The organism is Rhodanobacter umsongensis, assembly GCF_042654965.1.
In the GTDB taxonomy this organism is placed as follows: domain Bacteria; phylum Pseudomonadota; class Gammaproteobacteria; order Xanthomonadales; family Rhodanobacteraceae; genus Rhodanobacter; species Rhodanobacter umsongensis.
Window position 1 is genome coordinate 14,442 of sequence record NZ_JBHSMK010000003.1, and the last position, 23,182, is coordinate 37,623.

The 23,182-nt window shown below is 63.2% G+C and carries 17 protein-coding genes; 14 read left to right on the forward strand and 3 right to left on the reverse strand.

The features are described 5' to 3' along the window. The 10 genes from ACFPME_RS05465 (at position 1) to ACFPME_RS05510 (ending at position 13,963) form a co-directional block, all read left to right on the forward strand. Entirely contained in the window at positions 1 to 453 is a 453-nt protein-coding gene (locus ACFPME_RS05465) for a hypothetical protein (RefSeq protein WP_377302905.1), read from the forward strand. A gap of 276 nt (positions 454 to 729) precedes the next feature. Next, positions 730 to 852 (forward strand): hypothetical protein, encoded by a 123-nt coding sequence (locus tag ACFPME_RS05470; protein WP_377302907.1) that lies wholly within the window; start codon positions 730 to 732, stop codon positions 850 to 852. 490 nt (positions 853 to 1,342) lie between these two features. After that, positions 1,343 to 1,522, forward strand: a complete 180-nt coding sequence (locus tag ACFPME_RS05475) for a hypothetical protein (protein WP_377302909.1) — start codon at positions 1,343 to 1,345, stop codon at positions 1,520 to 1,522. A 969-nt stretch (positions 1,523 to 2,491) separates the two neighbouring features. Next, positions 2,492 to 3,499, forward strand: coding sequence for a glucokinase (locus ACFPME_RS05480; RefSeq protein ID WP_377302911.1), 1,008 nt, complete (start codon positions 2,492 to 2,494; stop codon positions 3,497 to 3,499). 34 nt (positions 3,500 to 3,533) lie between these two features. Next, positions 3,534 to 6,740, forward strand: a complete 3,207-nt coding sequence (locus ACFPME_RS05485; RefSeq protein WP_377302913.1) for a TonB-dependent receptor — start codon at positions 3,534 to 3,536, stop codon at positions 6,738 to 6,740. A gap of 197 nt (positions 6,741 to 6,937) precedes the next feature. Then, positions 6,938 to 8,323: an APC family permease gene (locus ACFPME_RS05490; RefSeq protein WP_377302915.1), complete on the forward strand. Its 1,386-nt coding sequence runs from the start codon at positions 6,938 to 6,940 to the stop codon at positions 8,321 to 8,323. 4 nt (positions 8,324 to 8,327) lie between these two features. Beyond that, positions 8,328 to 11,048, forward strand: coding sequence for a glycosyl hydrolase 2 galactose-binding domain-containing protein (locus ACFPME_RS05495; RefSeq protein ID WP_377302917.1), 2,721 nt, complete (start codon positions 8,328 to 8,330; stop codon positions 11,046 to 11,048). A 16-nt stretch (positions 11,049 to 11,064) separates the two neighbouring features. Beyond that, positions 11,065 to 12,075: a LacI family DNA-binding transcriptional regulator gene (locus ACFPME_RS05500; RefSeq protein WP_377302919.1), complete on the forward strand. Its 1,011-nt coding sequence runs from the start codon at positions 11,065 to 11,067 to the stop codon at positions 12,073 to 12,075. Positions 12,076 to 12,152: 77 nt separating this feature from the next. Next, positions 12,153 to 12,998, forward strand: a complete 846-nt coding sequence (locus ACFPME_RS05505; RefSeq protein WP_377302921.1) for a sulfotransferase family protein — start codon at positions 12,153 to 12,155, stop codon at positions 12,996 to 12,998. Between the two features lie 428 nt (positions 12,999 to 13,426). Further along, positions 13,427 to 13,963, forward strand: a complete 537-nt coding sequence (locus tag ACFPME_RS05510) for a hypothetical protein (RefSeq protein WP_377302923.1) — start codon at positions 13,427 to 13,429, stop codon at positions 13,961 to 13,963. 501 nt (positions 13,964 to 14,464) lie between these two features. On the opposite strand, the gene ACFPME_RS05515 is transcribed toward ACFPME_RS05510, so the two are convergent. The 3 genes from ACFPME_RS05515 to ACFPME_RS05525 all read right to left on the reverse strand — a co-directional run bounded on the left by ACFPME_RS05515 (position 14,465) and on the right by ACFPME_RS05525 (position 17,949). Continuing rightward, on the reverse strand, positions 14,465 to 15,289 hold the full coding sequence (locus tag ACFPME_RS05515; protein ID WP_377302925.1) for a DUF6988 family protein: 825 nt from the start codon (positions 15,287 to 15,289) through the stop codon (positions 14,465 to 14,467). A 585-nt stretch (positions 15,290 to 15,874) separates the two neighbouring features. Continuing rightward, complete coding sequence (locus ACFPME_RS05520) at positions 15,875 to 17,290, reverse strand: nitrilase-related carbon-nitrogen hydrolase (RefSeq protein ID WP_377302928.1); 1,416 nt, start codon at positions 17,288 to 17,290, stop codon at positions 15,875 to 15,877. Next, a complete protein-coding gene (locus ACFPME_RS05525) occupies positions 17,287 to 17,949 on the reverse strand; it encodes a TetR/AcrR family transcriptional regulator (RefSeq protein ID WP_377302930.1) in 663 nt (220 codons plus the stop codon). Before ACFPME_RS05525 ends, ACFPME_RS05520 begins: the two co-directional genes overlap by 4 nt. A 215-nt stretch (positions 17,950 to 18,164) precedes the next feature. Here ACFPME_RS05525 and ACFPME_RS05530 point away from each other — a divergent pair, with 215 nt between their 5' ends. The 4 genes from ACFPME_RS05530 to ACFPME_RS05545 all read left to right on the forward strand — a co-directional run bounded on the left by ACFPME_RS05530 (position 18,165) and on the right by ACFPME_RS05545 (position 23,072). Next, positions 18,165 to 20,030 (forward strand): tetratricopeptide repeat protein, encoded by a 1,866-nt coding sequence (locus ACFPME_RS05530; protein WP_377302932.1) that lies wholly within the window; start codon positions 18,165 to 18,167, stop codon positions 20,028 to 20,030. Between the two features lie 907 nt (positions 20,031 to 20,937). Then, on the forward strand, positions 20,938 to 21,606 hold the full coding sequence (locus ACFPME_RS05535) for an XAC0095 family protein (protein WP_377302934.1): 669 nt from the start codon (positions 20,938 to 20,940) through the stop codon (positions 21,604 to 21,606). A 31-nt stretch (positions 21,607 to 21,637) separates the two neighbouring features. Further along, positions 21,638 to 21,808, forward strand: coding sequence for a hypothetical protein (locus ACFPME_RS05540; RefSeq protein ID WP_377302936.1), 171 nt, complete (start codon positions 21,638 to 21,640; stop codon positions 21,806 to 21,808). A gap of 988 nt (positions 21,809 to 22,796) precedes the next feature. Then, positions 22,797 to 23,072, forward strand: a complete 276-nt coding sequence (locus tag ACFPME_RS05545) for a hypothetical protein (protein WP_377302938.1) — start codon at positions 22,797 to 22,799, stop codon at positions 23,070 to 23,072. Positions 23,073 to 23,182: the final 110 nt, after the last annotated feature.

The following is a 23,182-nucleotide window of genomic DNA, read 5'->3' on the forward strand; positions in this document are numbered from 1 at the left end:
ATGCCAATTGGCCAGAACCAGTTTCAGTTTCCTGCGACGCCGCTGAAGAGCAAATATTTCAGTGAAGCCGGTGACTCCGAAGTGGTGAAGTGGGACGTCATTCCTGTGGATGACGGTGAAAAGATAACGATCGTCTTTGAGTCTGTGTCGTCACCGTTCCGGCAGGGCATTTGGCTTAGGTGCGATGAAGGCATCGAAATCGATGGTGTCGTCTACCCACAGGCCACACTTTGGGCGGACACCGCGCCACCGCAAACAAAGTTTATCTGTCGCTCCAAAGAAGGTCGGCTGCACGTTTACAACGTGTGGGATGAAGGCCGAGGCCGTGAGTCCCAAACATGGAAGTCCGGCATGCGAATCGAAATGATCGATGATGGCTATCGCTACCACTGCACTGATGCGGGACGCGAAATCAATTTCAATACGTTGGTTTTCACGCTTACACGCGGCTAAGGTCACCTTCGGCATATAGAGTGACGAGTAACTACAACAGCGATGAAGTGCGGGCCGCCTGCAAAGGCGGCCTTTTCATTTGGTGGCCATGTTTCGGTAGCTATTTGATGATCGGTAAGCGTCCAACTGTGTAACTGCGGTTGAAGGAAGTGGGTCATGCGTCGACAGGCACGCGCTCCTCGCCGAAAAGGATCTGGAAGGTCTGCATGGCCTCCTTCCAGTGATGATCTTTCTGACCACCACCGCCATCGAGATCGACGAAGAACTGTTGAATCGTTGCTCGTGCTGATCGTGGACGAGGGGCACGAACAGACGCAGGCGATCCATCATCGCAAGCGCACCCGGCGCGCGCTCGATGGCCTGCTGACCCGTGAAGAACGCGAGCAAGGGCTTGTCTGACTGAGCGACTGGCTGGCGGTTTGCAGCATGCCTTGACCGCTTTCGGCATCGCCGGCTGTCAGGCTGTCACAAGTGGCCGGTTTGAGAGCATTTCCGGTGGCGGGTTTGGATCGTTAGGGGTGGCCGGTTTCGAGTGGAATATGCAGGAACGCATCCGGATAGGCAAGGACACCCGGTGCAAGCAGATAACCGGCTGGGACACCGCGCCGACATATCTGGGCGCGCATTCATCGCCGGCAATGGAGCGGTATAGGAAATCCCCTACACGCGCCGGCGCTTGCCGCCGATGTAGCACGTGGCTGCCGCTCGTACAAACTATGGGTGCCCCGTGAGTCAGGAACAAACCGACCGGACGTCTGGCATTGCCGACATCACAAGGTCAGGCGGAACCGATGAACCGGGGCGTTCTTCATGGTGGGGCTTTCATCCCCCGAAAGCTTCAACCCTTCGCGCCTGATATTCAGGCGCTGCTTTTTTTGGAGCGGCGGCCATGCTCGAAGTCCATCCCGCGCCCGACGGTTTCACGGTGTATGACACCGACGCCGGCGAAGCCGTGATCAAGTTCGCCAGCCGCGCGGAAGCGGACGAGATGATCGCCACGCTTCAAATTGCGGAGGTGCATGCCAAGCTGCAAAGGTGGGCACCTGACGCAGTGCCGCTGACATATTGACTTAGGGCGATCAGATCCGGCCGCGCAGCCGCGGCCTACGCGATCGGCCGCCGTTGCCGCACCAGCATTGCGGCGTGATGCTCTGTCCTTAAACCAGTTCGTGCTACTCGGATTGGGCGAGACGTCGAATAAAAGAATGGGAGCTGCGGGCTCTCCCTCAGGAGCCGCCCATCCCAATGTCGGGCAGCTACCGACCCGGATCGATCCAGCGCTTTCGTCCAGACATACGCGGCGTCCTAATCTGGGATTGGGGTGGTGCGTCGAATGCCTGATCGTCAAGCTGGATGTTCTTACATGCCGCTGCCATCCGCACGTAGCCCCTCACCATGGATTCGCGAAACCGGTGGAGTTTGCGCTCTGATGTGGATTCGAGGACACATGCGTATGGCGCGGTTCGCAGCTTGCGAAGTTCCGCTTCGAATCTAGTTCTGTCGAGCATCGGAACATTAAGGGTGTCGCAGATCTGCGAGTAGGAGCGCCATATCCCGGTGGCGGTTCGCTCCAGGTCGAAAGCATCGAACAGGCTATGAGTTCATGCGTCGAGCAAAGTCTGTATCGGAGAGCAATCAAAGAAACAAACTATGGTCTGCCAAAGCGAACAAACCTCGCTGTTCTGACCCCAATGTCGCTCGTGGAACGCGCGGGTGCACTCTTGGCGCCAGGGGCCATCGGCCGGCCGACAAATCGGCACCGGTGCGATTACCCAGTGCGATAGGCGGGCAGCGGGCGGAAAGGGGGAAAGCGTCTGCCCGCGTTCATTCGTGATGATTGGTGTCGCAGACCGGAATATTGCGACGCAGCGTAGTCCGCCAGGGCATTGCCGGACTTCGAATAAATACATCCTGCATATCAAATGATTACAGCACGCCGTTCTCAATAAGACGCGTGCCGCTTTGCAAGTTGACACCGGTGACAATGACTCGCAATCTGAGACCCGTTCCGGTGCGGGGAGACACAGTGAACCCGGCGATGCCCCATCCCGATCTACCAGTGCGCGTCCCGGCGATGCCGTTTCTGGCGGCGGATGTTGGCGGCACGTTTGCCCGCGTCGCGCTGATGCAGGCGTGCCATGACGAGGGGCGCCAGGTCGAAGTGCTCGCCTATCGCAAGCTCCCGTGTGCAGAGTTCGAAGGGCTGGCGGAGCTGCTGCAATCATTCGTCGACAGCGAGGTGCGGACCAGCGTGCGGCACGGCGTACTCGCCTGCGCCGGTCATGTGAAAGGCGACGAGGTGTTGAACGACAACTCCCCCTGGCCGATCCATCTGGCGCAGCTGCGCCATGCGATGGGGTGGGACGACGTTGCCGTCCTCAATGACTTCGAGGCATTGGGATACGCCCTCGGCAACGGGTCTGTTGGCGCATCCCGCCTGCTGTGCGGACCGGCGGCTCAGGCCGAAGGCCCGGTGTTGGTGATCGGACCGGGAACCGGCCTCGGCGCGGCCGTGCGTTTGCCCATCGCTGCAGGCGGCCACGTGCTGGCGACGGAAGCCGGCCAGATGGATTTCGCCCCCGGTTCGATTCGCGAACGCGAGGTTCTGGCCCACCTGGCGCCGCACGGCGGCTATGTGGCGTACGAACGCATCGTGTCGGGCCCCGGCCTGCTGACCTTGTATGCAGCGCTGTGCGCCTTGCACGGTGAAACGCCGGAGCTCGCAACGCCCGAGGCGATCACCGTCGCGGCAGCGGCCTGCAGCGACCCGCGGGCCGTGGAAGCCATGGAGATTTTTTGCGGGTCGCTCGGGAGTTTCGCCGGCAGCCTCGCGATGATCTTCATGACCACAGGCGGCGTGTATCTGGCGGGTGGCTTCCTGCATTCCATGTTCACGTTGCTCGAGCGCAGCGCTTTCGAAAAGCGGTTCCTGCACGGACGCAGCGTGCACGCATTCCTTTCGCGGGTTCCGGTGTGGGTCACCGAACACGGGCGCAACGGCGTGCTCGGCGCGGCCCAGTGGTATCTCAGGCGTGGCGTGCCTTGAGGGCGCGGCAGGCATCAACCAAGAGGTAAAGCTCATGTCCACCAAACATCGCAGGCATCCGTTGTCGTTGGCCATATCGATGTCCCTGTTCGCCGCCGTGGCGACATCGGCCATGGCGTCGCCGCAGACGGGCACCCCGGTGGACGCTGCGGGGACGCAAGCCACCGCTCCCCAGGACGCCTCCGCGACGCCTTCGCCCGAGGCAAAGCAGGCGGCTTCCCGCAATCAGAAAGACAAGCAGGCCAGGGATGCCGTCAACCTGTCGACCATCAACGTCGTCGGCGTGCGTGCCTCGCAGATGCGCGCGATCGAACTGAAGCGCCTGGCCCCGAACATCCAGGACAGCATCACCGCCGAGAGCATCGGCCAGCTTCCCGACGTGACCATCACCGACGCCCTGCAGCGCGTCACCGGCGTGCAGATCAACCGGGATGCGGGCGTGGGTACCACGGTGGACGTCCGCGGCCTGCCCCAGGTGGGCACCATGCTCAACGGCGAAGCTTTCATCACCGCCGACCAGATCGACTCGCAACAGCCCGACTTCGCCATGCTGCCGGCCACGCTGTTCCACGGCGTGGACGTGATCAAGTCGCCCACCGCCAGCACCACCGACGGCGGCATCAGCGGCGCGCTCGATCTGCATACGTATCGCCCGTGGGACCTGCCCAGCGGCTTCACCTACAGCTACTCCGCCGACAGCGAGCGCGGACGCAGCAGCAGCAAGTGGGGGCCTGAAGCCAACGGTCTGATCTCGTTCAACGACGAGGGGCGCTGGGGGCTGCTGGTTTCCGCCGACTATTCCGACACCACGCGTTCCAACTCCAACGAAGGCCTCGACCAGTACGGCGTGGTCCTGAACGGCGAGAACGCGGCCAGCGCCGGCGGCTACAACGGCTTTCTGACGCCGTGGAACGGCGCGCCGATTCCGCCGCAGATCGTGCAGAACGCCGATGGCAGCGTCGACGTCAACGGCGACGGGAAATCCAACGGCGTGTTCATGGGCAGCCAGAACATCGGCCTGTACGACACCACCACCCAGCGCAAGCGCAAGTCCGGCAACGCCTCGTTCCAGATGGATCTCGGCAGCGGCTTCACCCTCACCAGCGACTACTTCTACGCGCACCAGAACGAGTTCAACCGCACCGCCGGCATCCAGATCAATTCCACCAACTGGCAGGGCGCGACCTACGTGCCGCTGCAGTCGCGCGACACCGGCCGTCCGGTTGCCGGCTCCTACGGCACGCCCGAGCCGGGCTGGGACGGCACGCACCTGTACACCACCAGCGTCTACCAGAAGTGGCCGGGCGACGTCGAATCGTTCTCGCAGGTCATCCGCAAGGATTCCACCGCGAAGAACTTCAACATGCAGCTGGACTTCGACAACGGCGGCCCATTCACCGCCAGCGTGCGCGGCATCCACGACACTGCGCGCCAGTCGAACGCCGAGACCGACCTCAACATCTCCAATTCCAATGGCGAGCTCTGGGGCAACGTGCTCAAGGACGGCGTGCCCGAGGACGCCGTGCCGCCCGGCACCTATATCTATCCCGACGAACTGGGCGGCAACCGCGTCTTCAACGCCAACGGACTCGTGCAGAACACGGTGCCGGTCGTCGCCGACCTGCGCGGGCGGTATATCTCGGTCGGCATGCCGGCGTCGCTGGCCAGCCAGTTCGCCGATCCCAATGGCTGGACGATGAAGACGCTGGAATCGGCCGGCGACTACGACCGCAAGGTCGCGCTCAATATTTTCCGCTTCGACGGCCACTACGACTTCGGCAACGGCTTCAGGCTCGACTTCGGCGCGCGCAACAGCATCCGCCACGCCGACAACGTCGGCTACACCCTGGTCACACCGGTGTATGCCGGCATGGGTGCCAGCGATCCGAACGGATGCCTGGTGCGCTACGTGGCCGCCGACGTGGTCCTGAACAGTGGATCGTGCACCGCGGGCAATGCATTGGGGTACTACCGGGCCGGAGCGTTGTCCGCGTTGCCGATGCCCAGCACCGCCGCGCCGCTGTCCGGCAACTGGAAGCAGTACACCAACCTGCTCGGATCGGGCATCACCTTCTGGGCGGTCGATCCGAAGGCCATGGACAACCCCGAGGCGTACTGGAAGTCGCTCTATCCGAACACCATCCGGCAGGGCGAGCCGGGCACCACCTGGGCCGTGGGCCTCAAGGAAACCAGCGCCTACGTGCAGGCCAACCTGGACGGCACCATCGGCAGCATGCCGTACAGCGGCAACATCGGCTTGCGCGTGATCCGCACCAACCTGGGCGTGACCCAGCACCTGTCCGGCGAGCCGGGTGCCTATGGCACGGAGCCGGCCGATGCCGGCACCGCAGTGACCCTGCGCCACTACAAGGACTACCTGCCATCGGCGAACTTCGCGCTGGACGTCACCGACGACCTGAAGTTCCGGCTGGCGTTTTCCAAGAACATGATGCCGCTCGACCTCAGCACCTGGGGCGGCGGCCTGGAGCTCAACTATTCGCTGGTCGAAACGCCGCAAGGGCCGCTGTTCCGCGTCGCGGCAGGCAACTCCAACGGCAACCCGAATCTCGATCCGTGGCGCTCGAAGAACTACAACGCCTCGCTCGAGTACTACATCAACCCGACCAGCATGATCAGCCTGGCGCTGTTCCGCATCAACGTGCAGAGCTTCATCAAGAGCGGCAGCACCATCGACTGTACGCTGCCGGACGAAGATGGCGTCGTGCGCAATCATTGCGTCACGATCACCGAACCGGTGCAGGGCACCGGCAACAGCATCCACGGCCTGGAGTTCGACTACCGTCAGGGGTTCACCTTCCTGCCTGGCTTCCTGTCCAAGACCGGCATGGAGATCAACGCCACGTACGCGCCGAGCGATTCCGGGGCCACCGACCTGGCTGGGCACAAGATCCCGTTCCAGGACAACTCGACCAAGTCCGGCAACTTCATCCTGTGGTACCAGGACGACCGCTTCCAGGCCCGCGTCGCGTACAACTACCGTTCGCGCCGGGCTGTGTCGGAGGACGTCGGCGGGATCACCGGCATGGAGATGTACGAGGCGCCGCAGAAGTACCTGGATGCGTCGATTTCGTACAAGCTGGCCAAGTCCGCCGAGCTGTTCGTGGACGGCACCAACCTCACCAACGAGTACCAGCGCTATTACCTCGTGTGGCCCGACCAGCCGGCGCACTCCAATTTTTCGGAACGCATGTTCATGGTCGGCATCCGCGGGCAGTGGTGACGGAAAGAGGCGTTGAAGCCCGTCGCGTGCGACACGCGCGACGGGCGTGCGGATGAGCGCCTCCGCTTCCGCCGTTGCTTCGAATCCGCCACGGGTCGAGGCTGATGCGTGCCGCGCATGCCCAGCGGCCCTCAGGCAGGCCAGCCTCCACGCATTTCCCCCATCCGTTCCGACCGCGTCCTACGACGAAGGCTGACATGCAGGATCAAACCCGACCATCCACGCGCAGCAGCAGCTTCCATCGCTCCATCGGCCTGTTCACCGGCACCGCGATCAACATGACCCAGATGTGCGGCATCGGGCCGTTCATCACCATCCCGATCATGGTCGCCACGATGGGCGGGCCGCAGGCGGTGATCGGCTGGATCGTCGGCGCCATTCTCGCGGTGGCCGACGGCATGGTCTGGGCGGAACTGGGCGCCGCCATGCCCGGCTCCGGCGGAACCTATGTCTATCTGCGCGAAGCCTTCCAGTACCGCACCGGCAAGCTGATGCCGTTCCTGTTCATCTGGACGGTGCTGCTGACGATCCCCCTGCTGATGTCCACCGGCATCATCGGCATGGTCGAATACCTGGGGTTCTTCTTTCCGCACCTGGGCTGGTGGCCGGTGCATCTGACCAGCCTGCTGGCGACCGGCCTGGTCACCCTGCTGCTGTACCGGAGGATCGAATCGATCCGCGTGATCACCATCGCGCTGTGGGTGATCATGCTGCTCTCGGTCGTCGGCGTGTCGGCGGCCGGCTTCTCCGATTTCCACTCGAGCTTCGCCTTCAGCTACCCGCACGGCATGTTCGGCGGTCAGTTCTTCGTGGGCCTCGGCGCCGGGCTGATCATCGGCATCTACGACTACCTCGGCTACTTCACCACCGCGTACATGGGCGACGAGCTGCGCGACCCGGGCCGCACCATGCCCGGCTCCATCATCATCTCGGTGATCGCGATGATGTTCGTCTACCTCATTCTCAACATCAGCGTGCTCGGCGTGGCGCCGTGGCAGGAGATCGCGCAATCCAAATCCATTGCCTCGCTGGTGGTGGAGCACAGCTGGGGACATACCGCGGCCGCGGTCATGACCATCCTCATCATCGTGACGGCGTTCGCTTCGGTGTTCGCTGGCCTGCTCGGCGGCTCACGCGTACCGTTCCAGGCGGCGCACGAAAAGGTGTTCCTGTCCGTGTTCGGCAGGCTGCACGCGAAGCACGGCTTTCCGCACGTGGCCTTGTTGACGATGGGCGTGATCACGGCCATCGGCACCTTCTTCGACCTGGCCGAAGTCATCAACATGCTGCTGGCCGCGACCATCATCGTGCAGTTCATCGCGCAGATCGCCGCGCTGGTGGTGCTGCGCAAACGCCAGCCGGAGCTCCACCGGCCCTATAAGCAATGGCTGTACCCGGTGCCGTGCGTGATCGCGCTGGTGGGCTGGATCTATGTCTACGTATCGGCGTCGACGTTGTCGCTGATCCTGTCCGGCATCTGGATCATCGCCGGCCTGGTGGTGTTCGCGATCTGGGCCAGGGTGAATCACTCCTGGCCGTTCGCCGCCGTGGAAATCCACGAAACCTATCTTGAGAAGGACTGACGCCATGCGCATCCTGGCCGCCTCCGTGTTCTTGTCGATGATGGCATTGGCCGCATCGGCGGCCGCGCCGCCCGCTCGTACCGGAGCCGCCTCCACGCCCACGCGAGTGGACGGTGACGTCGGCTCCACGACCGCCGTGGCCGGCTGGCAGATCCAGTCCAGCGACAAGGCGCAGGAAGGCGGTGCCGAGATTTCCAGCGCCGGGTTCTCCACCCGCGGCTGGTACCCGGTGAGCGGCCGCGCCACCGTGATGGCGGGGCTGCTGGAGAACGGCACGTACAAGGACGTGTTCTACAGCGACAACCTGCGCGCAGTGAAGTCGCCCGATGCCAGCGGTACCGTGTTCGTGAACCCGTGGTGGTACCGCACCGAGTTCCTCCTCGCCGAAAGCGCGCCCGGACGGCACACCTTGCTGCGCACCAACGGCATGATCGCGAGCGCCGATGTGTGGGTGAACGGGCACCTGGTGGTCGACCACGCGACTCTCGCCGGCGCGTATCCCGTGCACGAGCTCGACGTGACGACGTGGGTGCATGCAGGCAGCAACATCCTCGCGCTGCGCGTACATCCCGACGATCCGCGCCGCAGCCTGTCGATCGGCTGGGTCGACTGGAACCCGACCCCGCCGGACAACAACATGGGCCCGTGGCGGGGCGTGGACATCGTGCAGACCGGCCCGATCCAGCTGCGCTTTGCGCATGTCACGCCGACGCTGTCGCTGCCCGGTCTCGCGCATGCCGCGCTGACCGTGAAGGTGGAGGCGCGCAACCTCGATGCAGAGGCGCACGAGGCAACGATCACCGGCGCGGTCGCCGGAGTGTCGCTGCGGCGGACGATCCACCTCGCCGCCGGCGAAACGCAGACCGTATCGTTCACCCCCAAGACCGATCCCGGCCTCGACCTCAGCTATCCAAACGTCTGGTGGCCCGCCGGCATGGGCGGGCAGCCGCTGTATGCGTTGCAGCTGGCCGCCACCGTCGATGGCGCGACCTCCGACAAGGCCGCCGCGACGTTCGGCATACGCAGCGTCAGCTCGACGCTGACCAGGCAGGGCTATCGCCAGTTCTTCGTCAACGGCAAGCCGGTGCTGATCCGCGGCGCCGGCTGGGCGCCGGACATGTTCCTGCGCGACGACCCCGCGCGCATGGAGGCCGAGTTCAGCTACGTCCGCAACCTCGGGCTCAACACCATCCGCAGCGAAGGCAAGCTGGAAAACGCGCGCTTCTACGAGCTGGCCGACCGCGACGGCATCATGATCCTGGCCGGCTGGGAATGCTGCGACAAATGGGAATCGGCGGCCAAGACCGGCGGCGCACCGTGGGATGCGGCGGACATGAAGGTGGCGCAGGCCTCGATGGCGAGCGAAGCGCGCCTGCTGCGCAACCATCCGTCCGTGATCGGCTTCCTGATCGGCAGCGACAATCCGCCGCCGCCGCCCATCGCCAAGATGTATGTCGATACCCTGCACGCCGAAGACTGGGCGATGCCCATCATCGCGGTGGCCACCGACCAGGGCACGGCCGAGACCGGTCTTTCCGGCATGAAGATGACCGGACCCTATGCCTGGGTGCCGCCGTCGTACTGGTACGCCGACCAGCTCGGCGGCGCGTTCGGCTTCAATTCCGAAACCAGTGCGGGCGCCGACATCCCGCGGCTGGAAGACCTCACCCGCATGCTGTCGCCGCTGGAGCTGGAGACGCTGTGGCGGCACCCGCAGCTGCGCCAGTTCCACGCCGCCGCGGACTGGTCCACGTTCGCCAGCATCGAGCCGTTCGACACGGCGCTGGCCAAACGCTACGGCGCACCGAAGAGCCTCGCCGACTACGTGGCCAAGGCGCAACTGGAGAATTACGACAATGTGCGCGCGCAGTTCGAGGCATACAACGCGCACCGGGATGCGGCCAACCCCTCGACCGGCGTGATCTACTGGATGCTCAACAACGCCTGGCCCTCGTTGCACTGGCATCTGTACGGCTACTACATGAATCCGGCCGGCGCCTACTTCGGCGCCAAGAAGGCCAACGAGCCGGTGCACATCCAGTACTCGTACGACACGCGCGACGTGGTGCTGGTCAACCAGACGCTCACCGACGAGCACGGCCTGCAGGCACGCCTCCGCGTGCGCAACCTGGACGGCAGCGTGCGCCACGAGCGGCGGGTGCAGAACATCGACCTGCCCGGCAACGGCACGCGCCAGGTGGCGACCCTGCCGGCGCCGGCCGGCCTGTCGCCGACGTACTTCATCGAGCTCGAACTGGCGACCGCCGATGGCCGCCCGATCAGCCGCAACGTGTACTGGCTCCCGACGCAACCGGACCAACTCGACTGGGCGCATTCGAACTGGTACCTCACGCCGGTGACGCGCTACGCCGACCTCACCGCGTTGCAGTCGCTGCCGGCGGCGACCAGCGAGGTCCGGGCCACGATGCAGCACAGCGGAGCGGAAGACGTGGTCACCGTCACCCTGGCGGTTCCCGCCTCGTCCCACGCCGTGGCGCTGTTCCAGCACGTGTCGATCAAGCGGTCCGCGGATAATGAACCCGTGCTGCCGATCCTGTGGAGCGACAACGGCGTGACGCTGTGGCCCGGCGAATCGATTACCCTGACCGCGCGCTACGCGGGGCAGGGCACGGCGGCACCGGTCGTCGAAGTGAGCGGATGGAACGTACCCGCCCGGCGCTTCCCGGTCGCCCGCCGGAACGCTTCGCAGGAACACAGCCATTGAACAAGGCCAGACTTTCATGACGCGCGTGACCATCACCGACGTCGCCCGTGCCGTCGGAACCTCGAAGAAAACCATCTCGCGGGTGCTCAACAACGATCCGAACGTGAGCCAGTCCATGCGCCAGCGCGTGACGGACGCCGTGGCCGCGCTCAACTACCGGCCGCTCACCTCGGCGCGCAGCCTCGCGGCCAATCGCTCCTTCATGATCGGCCTGCTGTACGACAACCGTTCGCCCAGCTACATCATGGAAGTGCAGGCCGGCGTGCTGGAAGCGTGCGAGGCGCAGCACTACAGCATGATGGTGCAGCCGCTGGTCTCCACCGCGCCGGATTTCGTCGAGCGCGTCGAGGACATCCTGTCGCGGCACCGGCCCGACGGGCTGATCCTCACGCCGCCGCTCACCGACCACCCGCAGCTGCTCGAGTGCCTGCAACGACAGGGTGTGCCGTTCGCCTCGATCGCGCCGCGCCATCGTCCCGAGGATTGCATCGGCGTGATGCTGCGCGAGCGCGAAGCCGCCGCGGCGATGGTGGATCACCTGGTATCGCTGGGTCATCGGCGCATCGCCCACATCATCGGCGACCTCGAACACGGCGCCGGCGTCTGGCGCCTGGCCGGCTACCGCGACGGCCTCGCGCGCGCCGGGCTGGAGGAGGACCCGGCGTACATGGTGCAGGGACGGTTCTCGTTCGAGTCGGGCGTGGCAGCGATGCGCCAGCTGCTGGCGCTGCCGGGTCGGCCCACCGCGGTCTTCGCAGGCGACGACGACATGGCCGTCGGCGCGATCTGGGCCGCCGCGGAAGCAGGCGTGTCGATTCCCCGCGACATGTCGATCTGCGGCTTCGACGACACCACCATCGCGACGCAGGTGTGGCCGCCGCTGACCACCATCCATCAACCCGTGCGCGAGATGGGCCGCCGCGCGACCCAGGAACTGCTGCTTCGCGTACTCAACAAAGGCGAGGCCAGGATGGTCGAGGTCGACTACCAGATGCGCATCCGCGCCTCGACGGCGCGCATCGCCTAGCCGATCGCCTTACCATCGGGCGGAGCCCGCCGGGCGTCTTTCCGTAATCCACGCCACCGCCAGAGGAGAGTGCCCGCATGCCTGCCGCACACGACGCCGCCAAGCCGGCCCGGACGTTCCATTTCATCTCCGGCCTGCCACGCTCGGGCAGCACGCTGCTGGCCGCCATCCTCAACCAGAACCCGCGCTTCCGCGCCGGCATGACCAGCCCGCTGGCCGACATCATGGGCGTGGTGATCGCGGAGGCGAGCAGCAAGAACGATTTCTCGTTCGACGTCTCCGACGAGCAGCGCGCCGCGATGCTGCGCGGCCTGGTCGAGAACTTCTACGCCGGGCAGGCGGACGCCGGCGTCGTGTTCGACACCAGCCGCCTGTGGTGCAGCCGGATGCCGTTGCTCGACGCGCTGTTCCCCGGAGCTAAGGTGATCGCGTGCGTGCGCCAGTTGTCCTGGGTGCTGGACAGCATGGAGCGGCTGGTGCGCAAGCAACCGGTCAACGTCAGCAAGGTATTCCGCTTCGACACCAACACCACGGTGTACTCGCGCGTCGAGGCGCTCACCGATCCGCGCGGCATGGTCGGCTTCGCCTTCCAGGCGACCAAGGACGCGTTCTACGGCCAGTACGCCCCGGGCCACCTGCTGCTGCTGACCTACGAAAGCCTGGTGCGCAATCCCTCGGCGGCCATGCGCGCGGTCTACCAGTTCATCGGCGAACCCTGGTTCGAGCACGACTTCGACAACCTCGCCTTCAGCGCGGACGAGTTCGACGCCCGTGTCGGGATGCCCGGGCTGCACAGCGTGCGGCCGAAGGTGGAACCGATCGAGCGCACCTCGATTTTGCCGCGCGAAATCTTTGCGCGGTTCGTCAACGAGTCGTTCTGGATGGATCCTAAGAACAATGTGAGTCAGGTGCCGATTGTGTAGCGCGGCCCTGCCACTTATGGAGCAAGAGCGTTTCGTCCTCCTGCGGAGGCCGAGTGGCTTTCTCTTGCGTGGCCAAGAGAAAGTCACCAAAGAGAAGGCCACCCTCCTCGGCGCTTGCCGGGCTGCGCCCGGCAAGTCCGTGAGCCGCGGCCGGGCTTTTCGACAGCACATCCCTGTGCTGTCGAAAAGGAGTCGACATCGTGTCGACTCCCCTGCGGGCCTGTCGTCCACGACTCACCGCCTCACAAGGGAGTGGAGATCAAAATCAAAGGCAACAGCCAGAGCAACGGGCTAAAGTGCAAGCCTGCCCAAGTTGTGAGCCAGTAACAAAAACAAGACCTGCTCCTTGGCTCCGGGAGCTATACCCGAAGCCGCTAGCGATCCGTGGAATTACCACTCACCAACGCCGACAAGGGCCGGGGGAAATCATGAAGAAGGCTTTGAGTGTGCTGCTGTTCTTGTTGCTGAGCGCGTCTGCTTCCGGTCAGCAGGGCTGGAGAGACCAGCACGGACAGGTGTCGACTAACACGGATGCCCGCAAATCCATCGACGGATTCGGCGGCTGGTTGGTCGTAACTCCGGACGCGGACTGGAAGGCTAAATGGGAGACGTCTGCCGACACCGTGCCCCGCTTCGCCGTGGCCAACACCGTCGCGCGGGGAAAGCAGCTTTTCGTGCTCATATTTTTCGCAAACCCAAAACTGGATGGCAGCAACGCTGCCGACATCAGTTGCGATATCGACATACTGAAGCCGGATGGCGAGCCATCATTTCACCAGACCGGCATGACCTGCTTCAAAGGCGCCATCCATGAGCCCGCAACACACACGTTCCTGTCCGCACCAGTGATCGGCTGGACCGGCGACGCCACCGATCACTCCGGCTCATGGGTCGTGCAGGTCACCCTCAAAGACACTCTGCGGCAGGTGACGATCCCGTTGCAGACGTCGTTTGAGCTGAAGTGAGATCAGCCGGTTGCGAGGTGGGATCGAGTGGATCGTTTGGTCGAATCCGCTTTCGATCCAAAGCAAACTTAGGACATTCCTAAAGCGCCAAGGGGATTTATGCATCGAGAAATGCGTCGTATGGGTGCAAGCGCGCGAGTCGCAATCTTTGCTCTTCTGAGTGTCATCTCTACACATTGTCTTGCGGACGTGGACGGGTGCACCGAGATGACCAAGGAGAGCTCAGAGCGAGCCCTTCCGCCGATCAGAAGGGCATTTGAAGATGCGCAGCGCTTTCCAATGGATCGGGTTGATGTGTCACGTGGGCGAGACTGCGGCGGTAGTGTCTACTTTGTCTTTGAAGCGAAGCCAGCGTTTAGAAACGTCGGCTCACATTGGATTGTGTCCATGGATAAAACGAGCGGAAAGATCGACATCCAAGACGGAATTTAGAGTTTCCCTAACGGCCGCTCTTGGCCGACAGCGGACCTCAAAATAGCCGATGGTCACCGGTTGGATTGGTCACTGGTCACCATCTATATGGCGTTGCATATCGTGCAGACCAACCGAACGGAGTCTCGCGTTGTGCTGCTCTACGAACAGATGAAAGCGCCTAAGAGGCGCATCCAAGGCTGAATTTTCCTGCTGGCCACCCCAGCCGGAAATGGTGCACGCGGCTGCTAGGCAGAAATTTACGATGGCGACCGCGTTTACAGTCACTTGGTACTGGACGGGGGCGGGCACTGAGCAGCCAATCTGACGCTGTCCGTCAACGTAGAGCTCATGAACCGCGCGGCCGCCGTGCACCATTCCGCACAGAGGATCCCAGGCGTTGGCAACCATGCGCCCGAGGTTGCCAGTTCCCGGCTCTGCTTTCTCAGTGCAAGCGAGTTGTTCTTGAACCTCAACAGCGAGGGCTGGGACCGAAATTTTTACCCACTTACCTCGATCCGTTCTGTGCCGCGGCCCTTGGTCGTTGTCAAAGAAATCCGTCAGCTCATCCTCGGTTGCGAGCTGTGAAAAGAAGACGGCGCGGAGGAACGACTCGATCTGGGCACGGTGTAGGACTAAGGCGGCACCCGCCAAGTCCACAGGGTTGTTTGCGAAAAGGAATGCCAGCGCCCGGGCATAGTCGCACGACGCGCGTAGTAGCTGGAGTCCCAAGAACATGCGCTCGGACATGGCCGGAGTTGTGATTTCGGCAATGGCACTCATCACTACCTCGATGCAATCCAAAGCGTCTTGGGCGTCTTCGGCGAGCTGTTGAGGCGTCGGGTCGACAGATATCTTCCGAAGCTGCGCGATACCGGCTCGGATGGCAGCGGTGAGTGCGTTGGGTGTCGTCATGCTGCCAGCGTGCCGGTCCCAGCTAGATGTGTCTACGTACACGCCCCATCCGCATTACTGGACGCGTCACAATAGGGCCCGGTTTTCCATGGAGGTCGGCTATCGACCCGAAGGCGACGTCCGCGACCGTCTGCCTTGCGGCAGCCAAGTTGAACAGGCGAATGTTTGGAGTTGCGCGACAGGGCGACCGCTGGTTGGCACCTGTCGCCCTATCGCCGCTGTACGACCAAAAGTGGTCGCTCGGACACGCCAACCATTGGCGCGGCGAGCTATCAATGCGTGCTCAGCTCAGCCAGTCGAGCTCCTGTTCCACCTGGCGATAGGCATCGTCACCGATCTATCCACTGTCGCGTAATGTATCGATTGCCGTGCGCGCATGTCGTGCGATTTTCAGTCGGAGCGAGTTGTCCGCCGAAGCAGGGGTTTCACCCGGCAACGTCACGCCCTGTTGGCGCTCGCTGAAAACTGACCACCTCTGCGCGCCGAAGGCCGACCGCCCTGCGAGTACTTGCCGGGCCAAAAAACCCGCAGACCAAGTTGGAATTCCGTGGTCGATCTTCAGCGCGCAGGACCGCGCCTTTCTGGTCAGTTTTCAACGCTCGGCGACGGCGCGGCGCTTCGCCGCCGCCGGGCCGACAGCCCTGCGCCAAGCGCGAGAGCGAAGATCCCGCAGAGCCACGGGAAGGCGTTGCCGATCCGCGTATAGAGCGTTGGCCCGGATCCCAGCGGCAGGTCGGCGACGATCATGGTCAGGCCCGCGGGCGCATCCTTCTTGAGAGCGACCAGGCGTCCTTGCGCGTCGCTGGCGAACACCAGGCCGTCATGGGCAGCCCGCACGATCGAAAATCCGCCTTCGACACCACGCATCACGGACATGATTCCGTGCTGCCAGCCATCGATGCCCATGTCGCCCGCGGGTACGCCCATCAGGCGGATGCCCTTGGCGGCATCGGAACGGATGGTGTCGGGGAAATCCATGTCCTTGCAGATCTCCATGGCACGGCCATCGCCCAACCAGCCAGAGACATGCCCCGGCGTGAAATCGTCCTCCAGGCCCGGCACAGGATGGCGCTTGTCGTAGCGCTGAGTCCTGCCATCGGGTGTGATCGCGAGCGTGAAGTCGGCGGCCGGCGTCACGGAATGGAAGCCGGCAATGATCTGCACACCCGTATCCCTGGCGGCGGCAACCAGCGGCGCAATGATCGCGCTCTGTCCGGCAGGGGTCGATGCCATGCCGCCTTCCGGCGTAACCACGAATCTGGCGCCTTCCCGGGCGGCTGCACGGATCTCGCGCGCATAGGTTTCGGTCACCGCCGTCTGGGCGGACACGGTCTTCGCCCGCCAGGAATCCGCTACGGCCGTCTCATCGACGATTCCCGCCACCCGCAGCACGTCGGGCTGCGGGTGTGCGAGCCGCACGATACCGAACACCAAGTTGGCGGCACAGATCGTCAGGCCGAGGCCGACCGCGGCCGTGTTCCGTTTGAGCCGCAGCGCCATGGCGAGGGTATTGGCAAAGAGGCAGATCAGGAACGTAACGGCGTACATCCCCAGGAGCGATGCACTCTGGATCAGGACGGGCGCCGACATCGTGCTGTAGGCGAACGATCCGTAGGTGCCGTTCGGGGACTGCAGTTCAATCAGGAACTCGAAGGCTGTCCAACAAGCCGGAAACGCAAACAGCGTGAGGAGCGGTGATACCCGGTGCTGCACGAAGCGCGCGAACCATACCGCGACGCAAAATAGCCCGATGTCGACCACCAGAACCGACGTGAGGACGAGCGGCGGTATGAGGTGGAGGTAGGGTGATTGCAACAGGTAGCCTGCGCCGCCAAGGAGCGCGATGGCGCTTGCCCCGATCACTTGCCACGTGCGCGCATTGCCATAGGCAAGCCACAACAGCGGCACGGGCGCGAGCCAGACCAGGGCCCAGACGTGGTCGTATCCCTGTGAGAGATAAAACATGATGCCGCTCAGCACGGCGGCCAGCAGGGTGATCATTCGTTTTTTCCGGACGGTTTGAGGGAATCGAGGAACTGGCGCTGCGCCGCGCGGTACAGCGCCTTGAACTGTTTGTCGCTGGCGAAACGCCTGGCGCGCTGCATGGACACGAATCCCTGTCCGTAGGCCACGAGCGCCATGGCGATCCCGAATGTAGGCTCGTCGCGGAACCGGCCATCGGCCTTCGCCTGATCGATGCGAGCCATCACCAGCGCAATCGCCGGCGAGCGGCCCGCGGCGAAATCATCGGGGAACCGGCGCGCCGCGGGTGCGGGCAGGAAGAACGCCGCGTCGAACCTGTGCGGCTGCGTGAGCGCGAAATCGAGATAGGCCTTCATGAGCGCCTCCAGCCACTTCACCGGGTCTTGGGCGCGGATGCCGCGAACGATCGTCTCCCATGCGGAGATGCCGTCCTGCATGAGGGCGTTGACCAGCTCATCCTTGTTCTTGAAATGGCGGTAGAGCGCCATCGGCGAAAGGCCAGCCCGCTCGGCGACCCTGCGGATGGTCAGCCCCTCGAAGCCTGCGGATTCGAGCACTGCTTTTGCAGCGGAGAGTATGCGGTCCCTGGTCATGCGTACGTTGTACACTAATGTGTACGAAGTACACAAGCTGGTCTCGTGGCCATGGTCCCAGGCACCCGAGGTGCTCAGGTTCATGCCATTGTTCTAAGTAATCCATGCCAACACAGTTGATCAGGCGCGCCGGACAACTCAACCGGCATCGTCAGCCAGTTGACGATCCTGCTGAAGGCCGCCTGTCGACCCGTCGCTGACGGTGACGAACGACTGCTTTCGGCTAGGCGGGCTGCCTATGGCGGGGCGACTCCAGCGGATCTCGCGCATGCCAGCCTCGTCCGCCGACCGGCCCGGCCGTGCTGCGGCGGGCCGGCGCTATACTCGCCGAGGCTGGGGAGCGGAGCCATGCGGTGGAAGAATTCTTCGCACGACTGAAAGAACACAAGCTGGTGCAATGGCTGCTGGGCTATGCGGCGGTGGCAGTAGCTTTGATACCCGTGCTGGATATCGTTGCGGCGCAGTTTGGTTGGCCGGAGAGTTTGCGTCGCGGTATTACGCTGGTGCTGATCATGGGTTTCTTCGTGGTGCTGGTGCTGGCCTGGTATCACGGTGAGCGCGGGGCCCAGAAAATGCCGCGCTCGGAGAAGTTGATTTTGGTGGGGTTGATTGTCGTGAGTGGTGTGCTGTTGTGGCGCTTTGCGCCGCCTGCGCAGCAAGCCATGGCGGTGGACAGCAGCGCGGCAAACACCGTTGATGCCAAGGCTGTTGCCGCCAAGCCCCCGGCGAAAAATTCGATCGCCGTGATGCCGTTTGCCGACCTCAGCGTAGCGCAGGACCAGGCACTGTTCTCCGAAGGCATGGCCGAGGAAATCCTCAACGCGCTTACCCGGATCAAGAGCCTGCGCGTGCTCGGTCGTAGTTCGTCATTCCAGTTCCAGGGCAAGGACATCCCACCGCAAACAGTTGGCCAGCAACTCGGCGTGGCCCATGTGTTGACTGGCTCGGTGCGCAAGCAGGGCAATGAACTGCGCATCACGGTGGAGTTGGTGCGCACCAGTGACGGCGTGCAGCAGTGGTCGAACCAGTACGACGGCAACCTGGCCGATGTGTTCAAGCTGCAGGACGCCTGCGCACGAGACGTGGCCAGCGAGCTGGATATCACCCTCAGCGATGCCGGTGCCCGACGTCTGGTCGACAAGGTGACCGACAATTCGCAGGCCTATGCGAAGTTCATCGAGGCGCAGGAACTGGTGACGAAACGGGTGGGTGACAGCCTGCCGCGAGCGATCGCCCTGCTGGATGAAGCGACCGGGCTGGACCCGCGTTTCACACGCGCCTGGTCGACGCTGGCCGTGGCCTACGCCGTGCTTCCCCAATACAGCAACGCCGACTGGCAGACCAGCTGGCTGGCGTCTGATCAAGCAGCACAGCGCGCGCTCGCGCTCAATCCGAATGATGCGGATGCTTACGCCGCCCTGAGCTACAACCAGTTCTCGCAGCGGCACTACAGTTCCATGGTGGAACCGATGCAGCGCGCGCTGGAACTGGCTCCAGAGAATTCCGCAGTGAGTTACTGGGCAGCGAACGAGCTGGCCGCCATGGGCCGTAGCCGCGATGCCGAAACACGGCTTGATGCCGCGCTGGCCAACGACCCCGCCAACCCCCTGTTGTTGTTTTACAAGAGCATGCTTCGCTGGCGCGAAGGCGACCAAGCGGGCGCACTCGATTTCATCCACCGTAGCGGCACGGCCGACTCTCCGTTCGGCGAACTGATGCTCGGGTTTTACGATGCGGCTCACGGTGACAAAGAGGGAGCCAAGCGAAGCTTCGCAAGATCCACTCGCCACATGGGTTCAACGATCCCCGACCAGGAACTGCAGGCAATCTATCTCGGCACGTTCGGCACCATCAGCCAAAGGCAGATGGCGCTGAAGATCGTCGATGCGCACGCGGGTGATGAGTGGGCACCCACCTTGCTGTTGCAACTGGGCGAAGCGGGGCGCTCGTTCGACCTGTACGAGCACGGCCACAGCGGCTTGTCCGATGCCTACCTCAACTGGCTGTGGCAGCCGGAGCCGTGGGCGCGCAAGGCGCGTCAGGAGGTCGCCTTCCAGGGCTTCGCCAAGCGGCTGGGCATGGTCGACTACTGGAAGCGCAACGGCTGGCCGGATCTGTGCAAGCCGGCCCCAAGCGCAGGCCAGAACGCATTCACGTGCCGATAATGCCGATCCTGCCTCCTTGCCGAACTCAAGCGAAGCCATCTGTGCTCAGGGCCCCCATCATCACGCGGGCCGGTTTGCCACTCCCGGTCCGACGGTTCCCGCGGCAGCCGATTCGAGCCAGCAGAGCGACGCGGACTCGGCCAAACGAGAGCCTCGAACGCCGTGGCACATCACGAGCAGCGCTGCGCAAGCGAGATTCCCATGCCCGAGTAGTCAGGCGTATGTGGCAAAACAAGACCTGGCCCTGAGGTCTTCACCGGCCGGGCTTTCCACCCCGCTGACCAGCGAACTTGTCCGGCCCGCGGAGCTATTTGCTCGGCCGGCCGGGCATTTTTCTCCACCCGCCGAGCCAAGAACCCGGACCGTCGAGCTATTTGCCCGGCGCACCGAGCAACTGAACTCGGCGCGCCGAGCTGTTTGCTCGACATGCCGAGCCTTTTTCCCGAGCCGCCGAGCTAGTTGCTCGACCGTTCGAGCCTTTTTCCCGGCGCGTCGAGCACCTGAACTCGGCACGCCGAGCTTTTTGTCCGAACCTCCGGGTTTTTTGCTCGACCTGCCGGGCCTTCTCAGCATGCGTTTCTGAAAGGTGTCAGGGACAATTTCGGAGCGCCATTCGACGATAACCGATGGCCATGGGTCTGTCTTGACACCCCTCCACGGCAGTAGCAGACTCGAATTCAAGGAGCGTAGAAACTCCCCCTTAGAGCGGTACCCACCTCCGACAAACCGGTGGGTTTTTTGTGCCTGCACCCGTGGGCGCAACCGACGTGACACCTGCGTCGGGAGGGCGGCTAATACAACACCCGCAAGGGGAATATGCCCGCCGACTCTAAGCGGTTTCTAACCTCCCGACTTCCCGTCCGCCGTCATTGCGCGGACGGCCATTTCATGGAGTGAGGAGGCGACCATGTCGACGTTCGATTCGGATGATCTGGAAAGGACCGGCTATTTTCTGCCGGAGGACAGCCAGTTCCGGCTGAAGAAGCTGCGCGAGTACCTCGAATTTCTGTCGCATCTGGCGCAACCGCGGATAGCGGACGAGGAGCGGGAAGGAGTCCCCGAGATTCGCCCGGGTGAAGTGGCGATCTGCCTGGAACTGCTGGAGGAGCAGATCGCTCAGGTGCTGGGCGAACTCTCCTGGCCGGCAAAGCGTGGTGAAACGGCGGCAGCAGGCGAGGCCGATGCGGACGCGAAGGCTTGCACGCAAGCCGAGCAACCGGAGGTCGCCGGGCCCCTGATGGATGAGGCCGGCAACCGCCTCCTCGCCGGCGTCACCCTGGATCAAATCGACGAGGTCAACCTGCTGCTGAGCAGCCTGCGGGCACTGGGCAATGTGGTGACCTGCAGCGATCACGCCGAGTTATCCGACGTCACGTTGTCGATCATGGGCGATGCCATCGTCCGCGACGTGGAAAAGCTGCGCGACATCATGCGCGACGTGCAGGGGCAGACGCTGAAGTCACCGCACGCTACGAAAACCGGTGTGCGCGAGGAGTGGGCCACTTACGTACTCCCACCGTGCTTGCCCATGGGCAGCGTGCCGCCCATCGTGGGGCAGTTGCCCACCTACCAGTAGCGGGGCAGCACGGTGCGCCAGCGAACCGGCCGTGTCCGCTGGCGCGTGTCCCGCCCCCTTTATCGGTCCGGTGTACTCGCACGTCGAGGCGCTGACCGATCCGCGCGGCATGGTGGGGTTTGCCCTCCAGGCGACCAAGGACGCGTTCTACGGCCAATACGCCCCGGCCATCGGGCTCGAGACTGAAACGAATCGTTACTGACTGCGATTGTCGGCTATCACCGGGCGCTCACCGGATCTCAGCGAGATTGGGGCGTCCGGTTTCGACCCATTTTGAGCCGGTCGCGAAGGTCCGCTTTGCGGAAGCCCATTTCCCGGGAGTGACTGCAGGCACCTGGCAATGCGAGGGGTGCAATGCGCGAGGTTCGTCCTTCCGGACAACCACCGCATGCATCTCACGCGCGTGGCTCTTGAGCTTTGGCCCCTAGATGAACCACTCGTCCATCCGACGTCGATCTGCCCGGAGCGCAAACTGTCATTTTGACGCGTAACTGCCCGCGAATTTTGTCGAATAGGTAAGTAACAGGTGCAGTCGGGAGGGGCCGTATATCCCCGCGGATTGTGATGGATAAAAGATAGCACCCCGGATAAAAAGGTTTGCGTGGCAGCAAAGCGTCGATGCCGACTCCGGGGACATCGGGTAAATCGTTGATCTCGTGTAGGATTGGGGCGGAAGAAGGGGCGCATGGAAGCTGAACATCCCGTGCATATTGCCGAATCAAGGCACTACTGAGGCGTTAGGTGGCACGTGAAATTGCTCGGTACATCCACACAATGCTCTATCGCGCTATCGCTTGTGCTGGGTATCTCCGGCTGCAGTTCTGTACCAAAAATCGACGGCAGTTCTGACGCTTCTTTCGATCGCAGCCATGCTCGGCTCGTTGAATCCATTTCACCGCAAGACCGCATGCGTCTGAGTTTGGCAGAGCTTATTGTTCTCGCTCCACTTGGTTGCCTCTCCCCCAAGCCAATTCCTGGGCAGCCCTTCTTAACCAAGAGTCTTGGCGGTCAAGCCAGCCTCAGATCCTGCCGTAAGGAGCTGGATGGCCAAACATTCAAAGACATCATGAGTCATGCGTATCCCGGGTAACATCGCTGGTGGTAGCCGCACGTTGGTGCCACCTAACCACTCGTTCGAGGCGGACGGCTCCGCCGCCGCTCAACTCAAGCGTTAGATGCAGGGAGCGCACATGTCGCAGGAAACTGATAGCACTCATCGCGCAAAGGAAGGCATAGTCATCTGCCTTCGCGACCTCGGTGACGGCAGTTCTCGATTGATATTCGATGACGTTGTCGCGGACGACCCGGCTGCGCGGCAGCGAGTCTGGAGGCATAAAGTTTTCTTCACTCACAATGCGTACCCCAACGAGTCCTTAGACAACATGGAACTGTCAGACGAGCAGTTTCAAAAAATAGGCGAGGCGGTCGTTGCGCGCCTTTTAGCGATCAACAAACGTGTCAAATAGGTGGCTGCTCGGCAGGCATCTAACTCATCGTTCGAGGCGGACGGCTCCGCCGCCGCTCAACTCAAGCGTTAAATCTCACGACAGTGGCTGCTTTTCGGCATGCTCTTGTA

What these genes read in the sequence shown, in the direction of transcription:
- ACFPME_RS05465 (WP_377302905.1), top strand. Translation starts at nt 1, where the DNA reads ATGCCAATTGGCCAGAACCAGTTTCAGTTTCCTGCGACGCCGCTGAAG.
- ACFPME_RS05475 (WP_377302909.1), top strand. Translation starts at nt 1,343, where the DNA reads ATGCTCGAAGTCCATCCCGCGCCCGACGGTTTCACGGTGTATGACACC.
- ACFPME_RS05480 (WP_377302911.1), top strand. Translation starts at nt 2,492, where the DNA reads ATGCCCCATCCCGATCTACCAGTGCGCGTCCCGGCGATGCCGTTTCTG.
- ACFPME_RS05485 (WP_377302913.1), top strand. Translation starts at nt 3,534, where the DNA reads ATGTCCACCAAACATCGCAGGCATCCGTTGTCGTTGGCCATATCGATG.
- ACFPME_RS05490 (WP_377302915.1), top strand. Translation starts at nt 6,938, where the DNA reads ATGCAGGATCAAACCCGACCATCCACGCGCAGCAGCAGCTTCCATCGC.
- ACFPME_RS05495 (WP_377302917.1), top strand. Translation starts at nt 8,328, where the DNA reads ATGCGCATCCTGGCCGCCTCCGTGTTCTTGTCGATGATGGCATTGGCC.
- ACFPME_RS05500 (WP_377302919.1), top strand. Translation starts at nt 11,065, where the DNA reads ATGACGCGCGTGACCATCACCGACGTCGCCCGTGCCGTCGGAACCTCG.
- ACFPME_RS05505 (WP_377302921.1), top strand. Translation starts at nt 12,153, where the DNA reads ATGCCTGCCGCACACGACGCCGCCAAGCCGGCCCGGACGTTCCATTTC.
- ACFPME_RS05510 (WP_377302923.1), top strand. Translation starts at nt 13,427, where the DNA reads ATGAAGAAGGCTTTGAGTGTGCTGCTGTTCTTGTTGCTGAGCGCGTCT.
- ACFPME_RS05515 (WP_377302925.1), bottom strand. Translation starts at nt 15,289, where the DNA reads ATGACGACACCCAACGCACTCACCGCTGCCATCCGAGCCGGTATCGCG.
- ACFPME_RS05520 (WP_377302928.1), bottom strand. Translation starts at nt 17,290, where the DNA reads ATGATCACCCTGCTGGCCGCCGTGCTGAGCGGCATCATGTTTTATCTC.
- ACFPME_RS05525 (WP_377302930.1), bottom strand. Translation starts at nt 17,949, where the DNA reads ATGAACCTGAGCACCTCGGGTGCCTGGGACCATGGCCACGAGACCAGC.
- ACFPME_RS05535 (WP_377302934.1), top strand. Translation starts at nt 20,938, where the DNA reads ATGTCGACGTTCGATTCGGATGATCTGGAAAGGACCGGCTATTTTCTG.
- ACFPME_RS05545 (WP_377302938.1), top strand. Translation starts at nt 22,797, where the DNA reads ATGTCGCAGGAAACTGATAGCACTCATCGCGCAAAGGAAGGCATAGTC.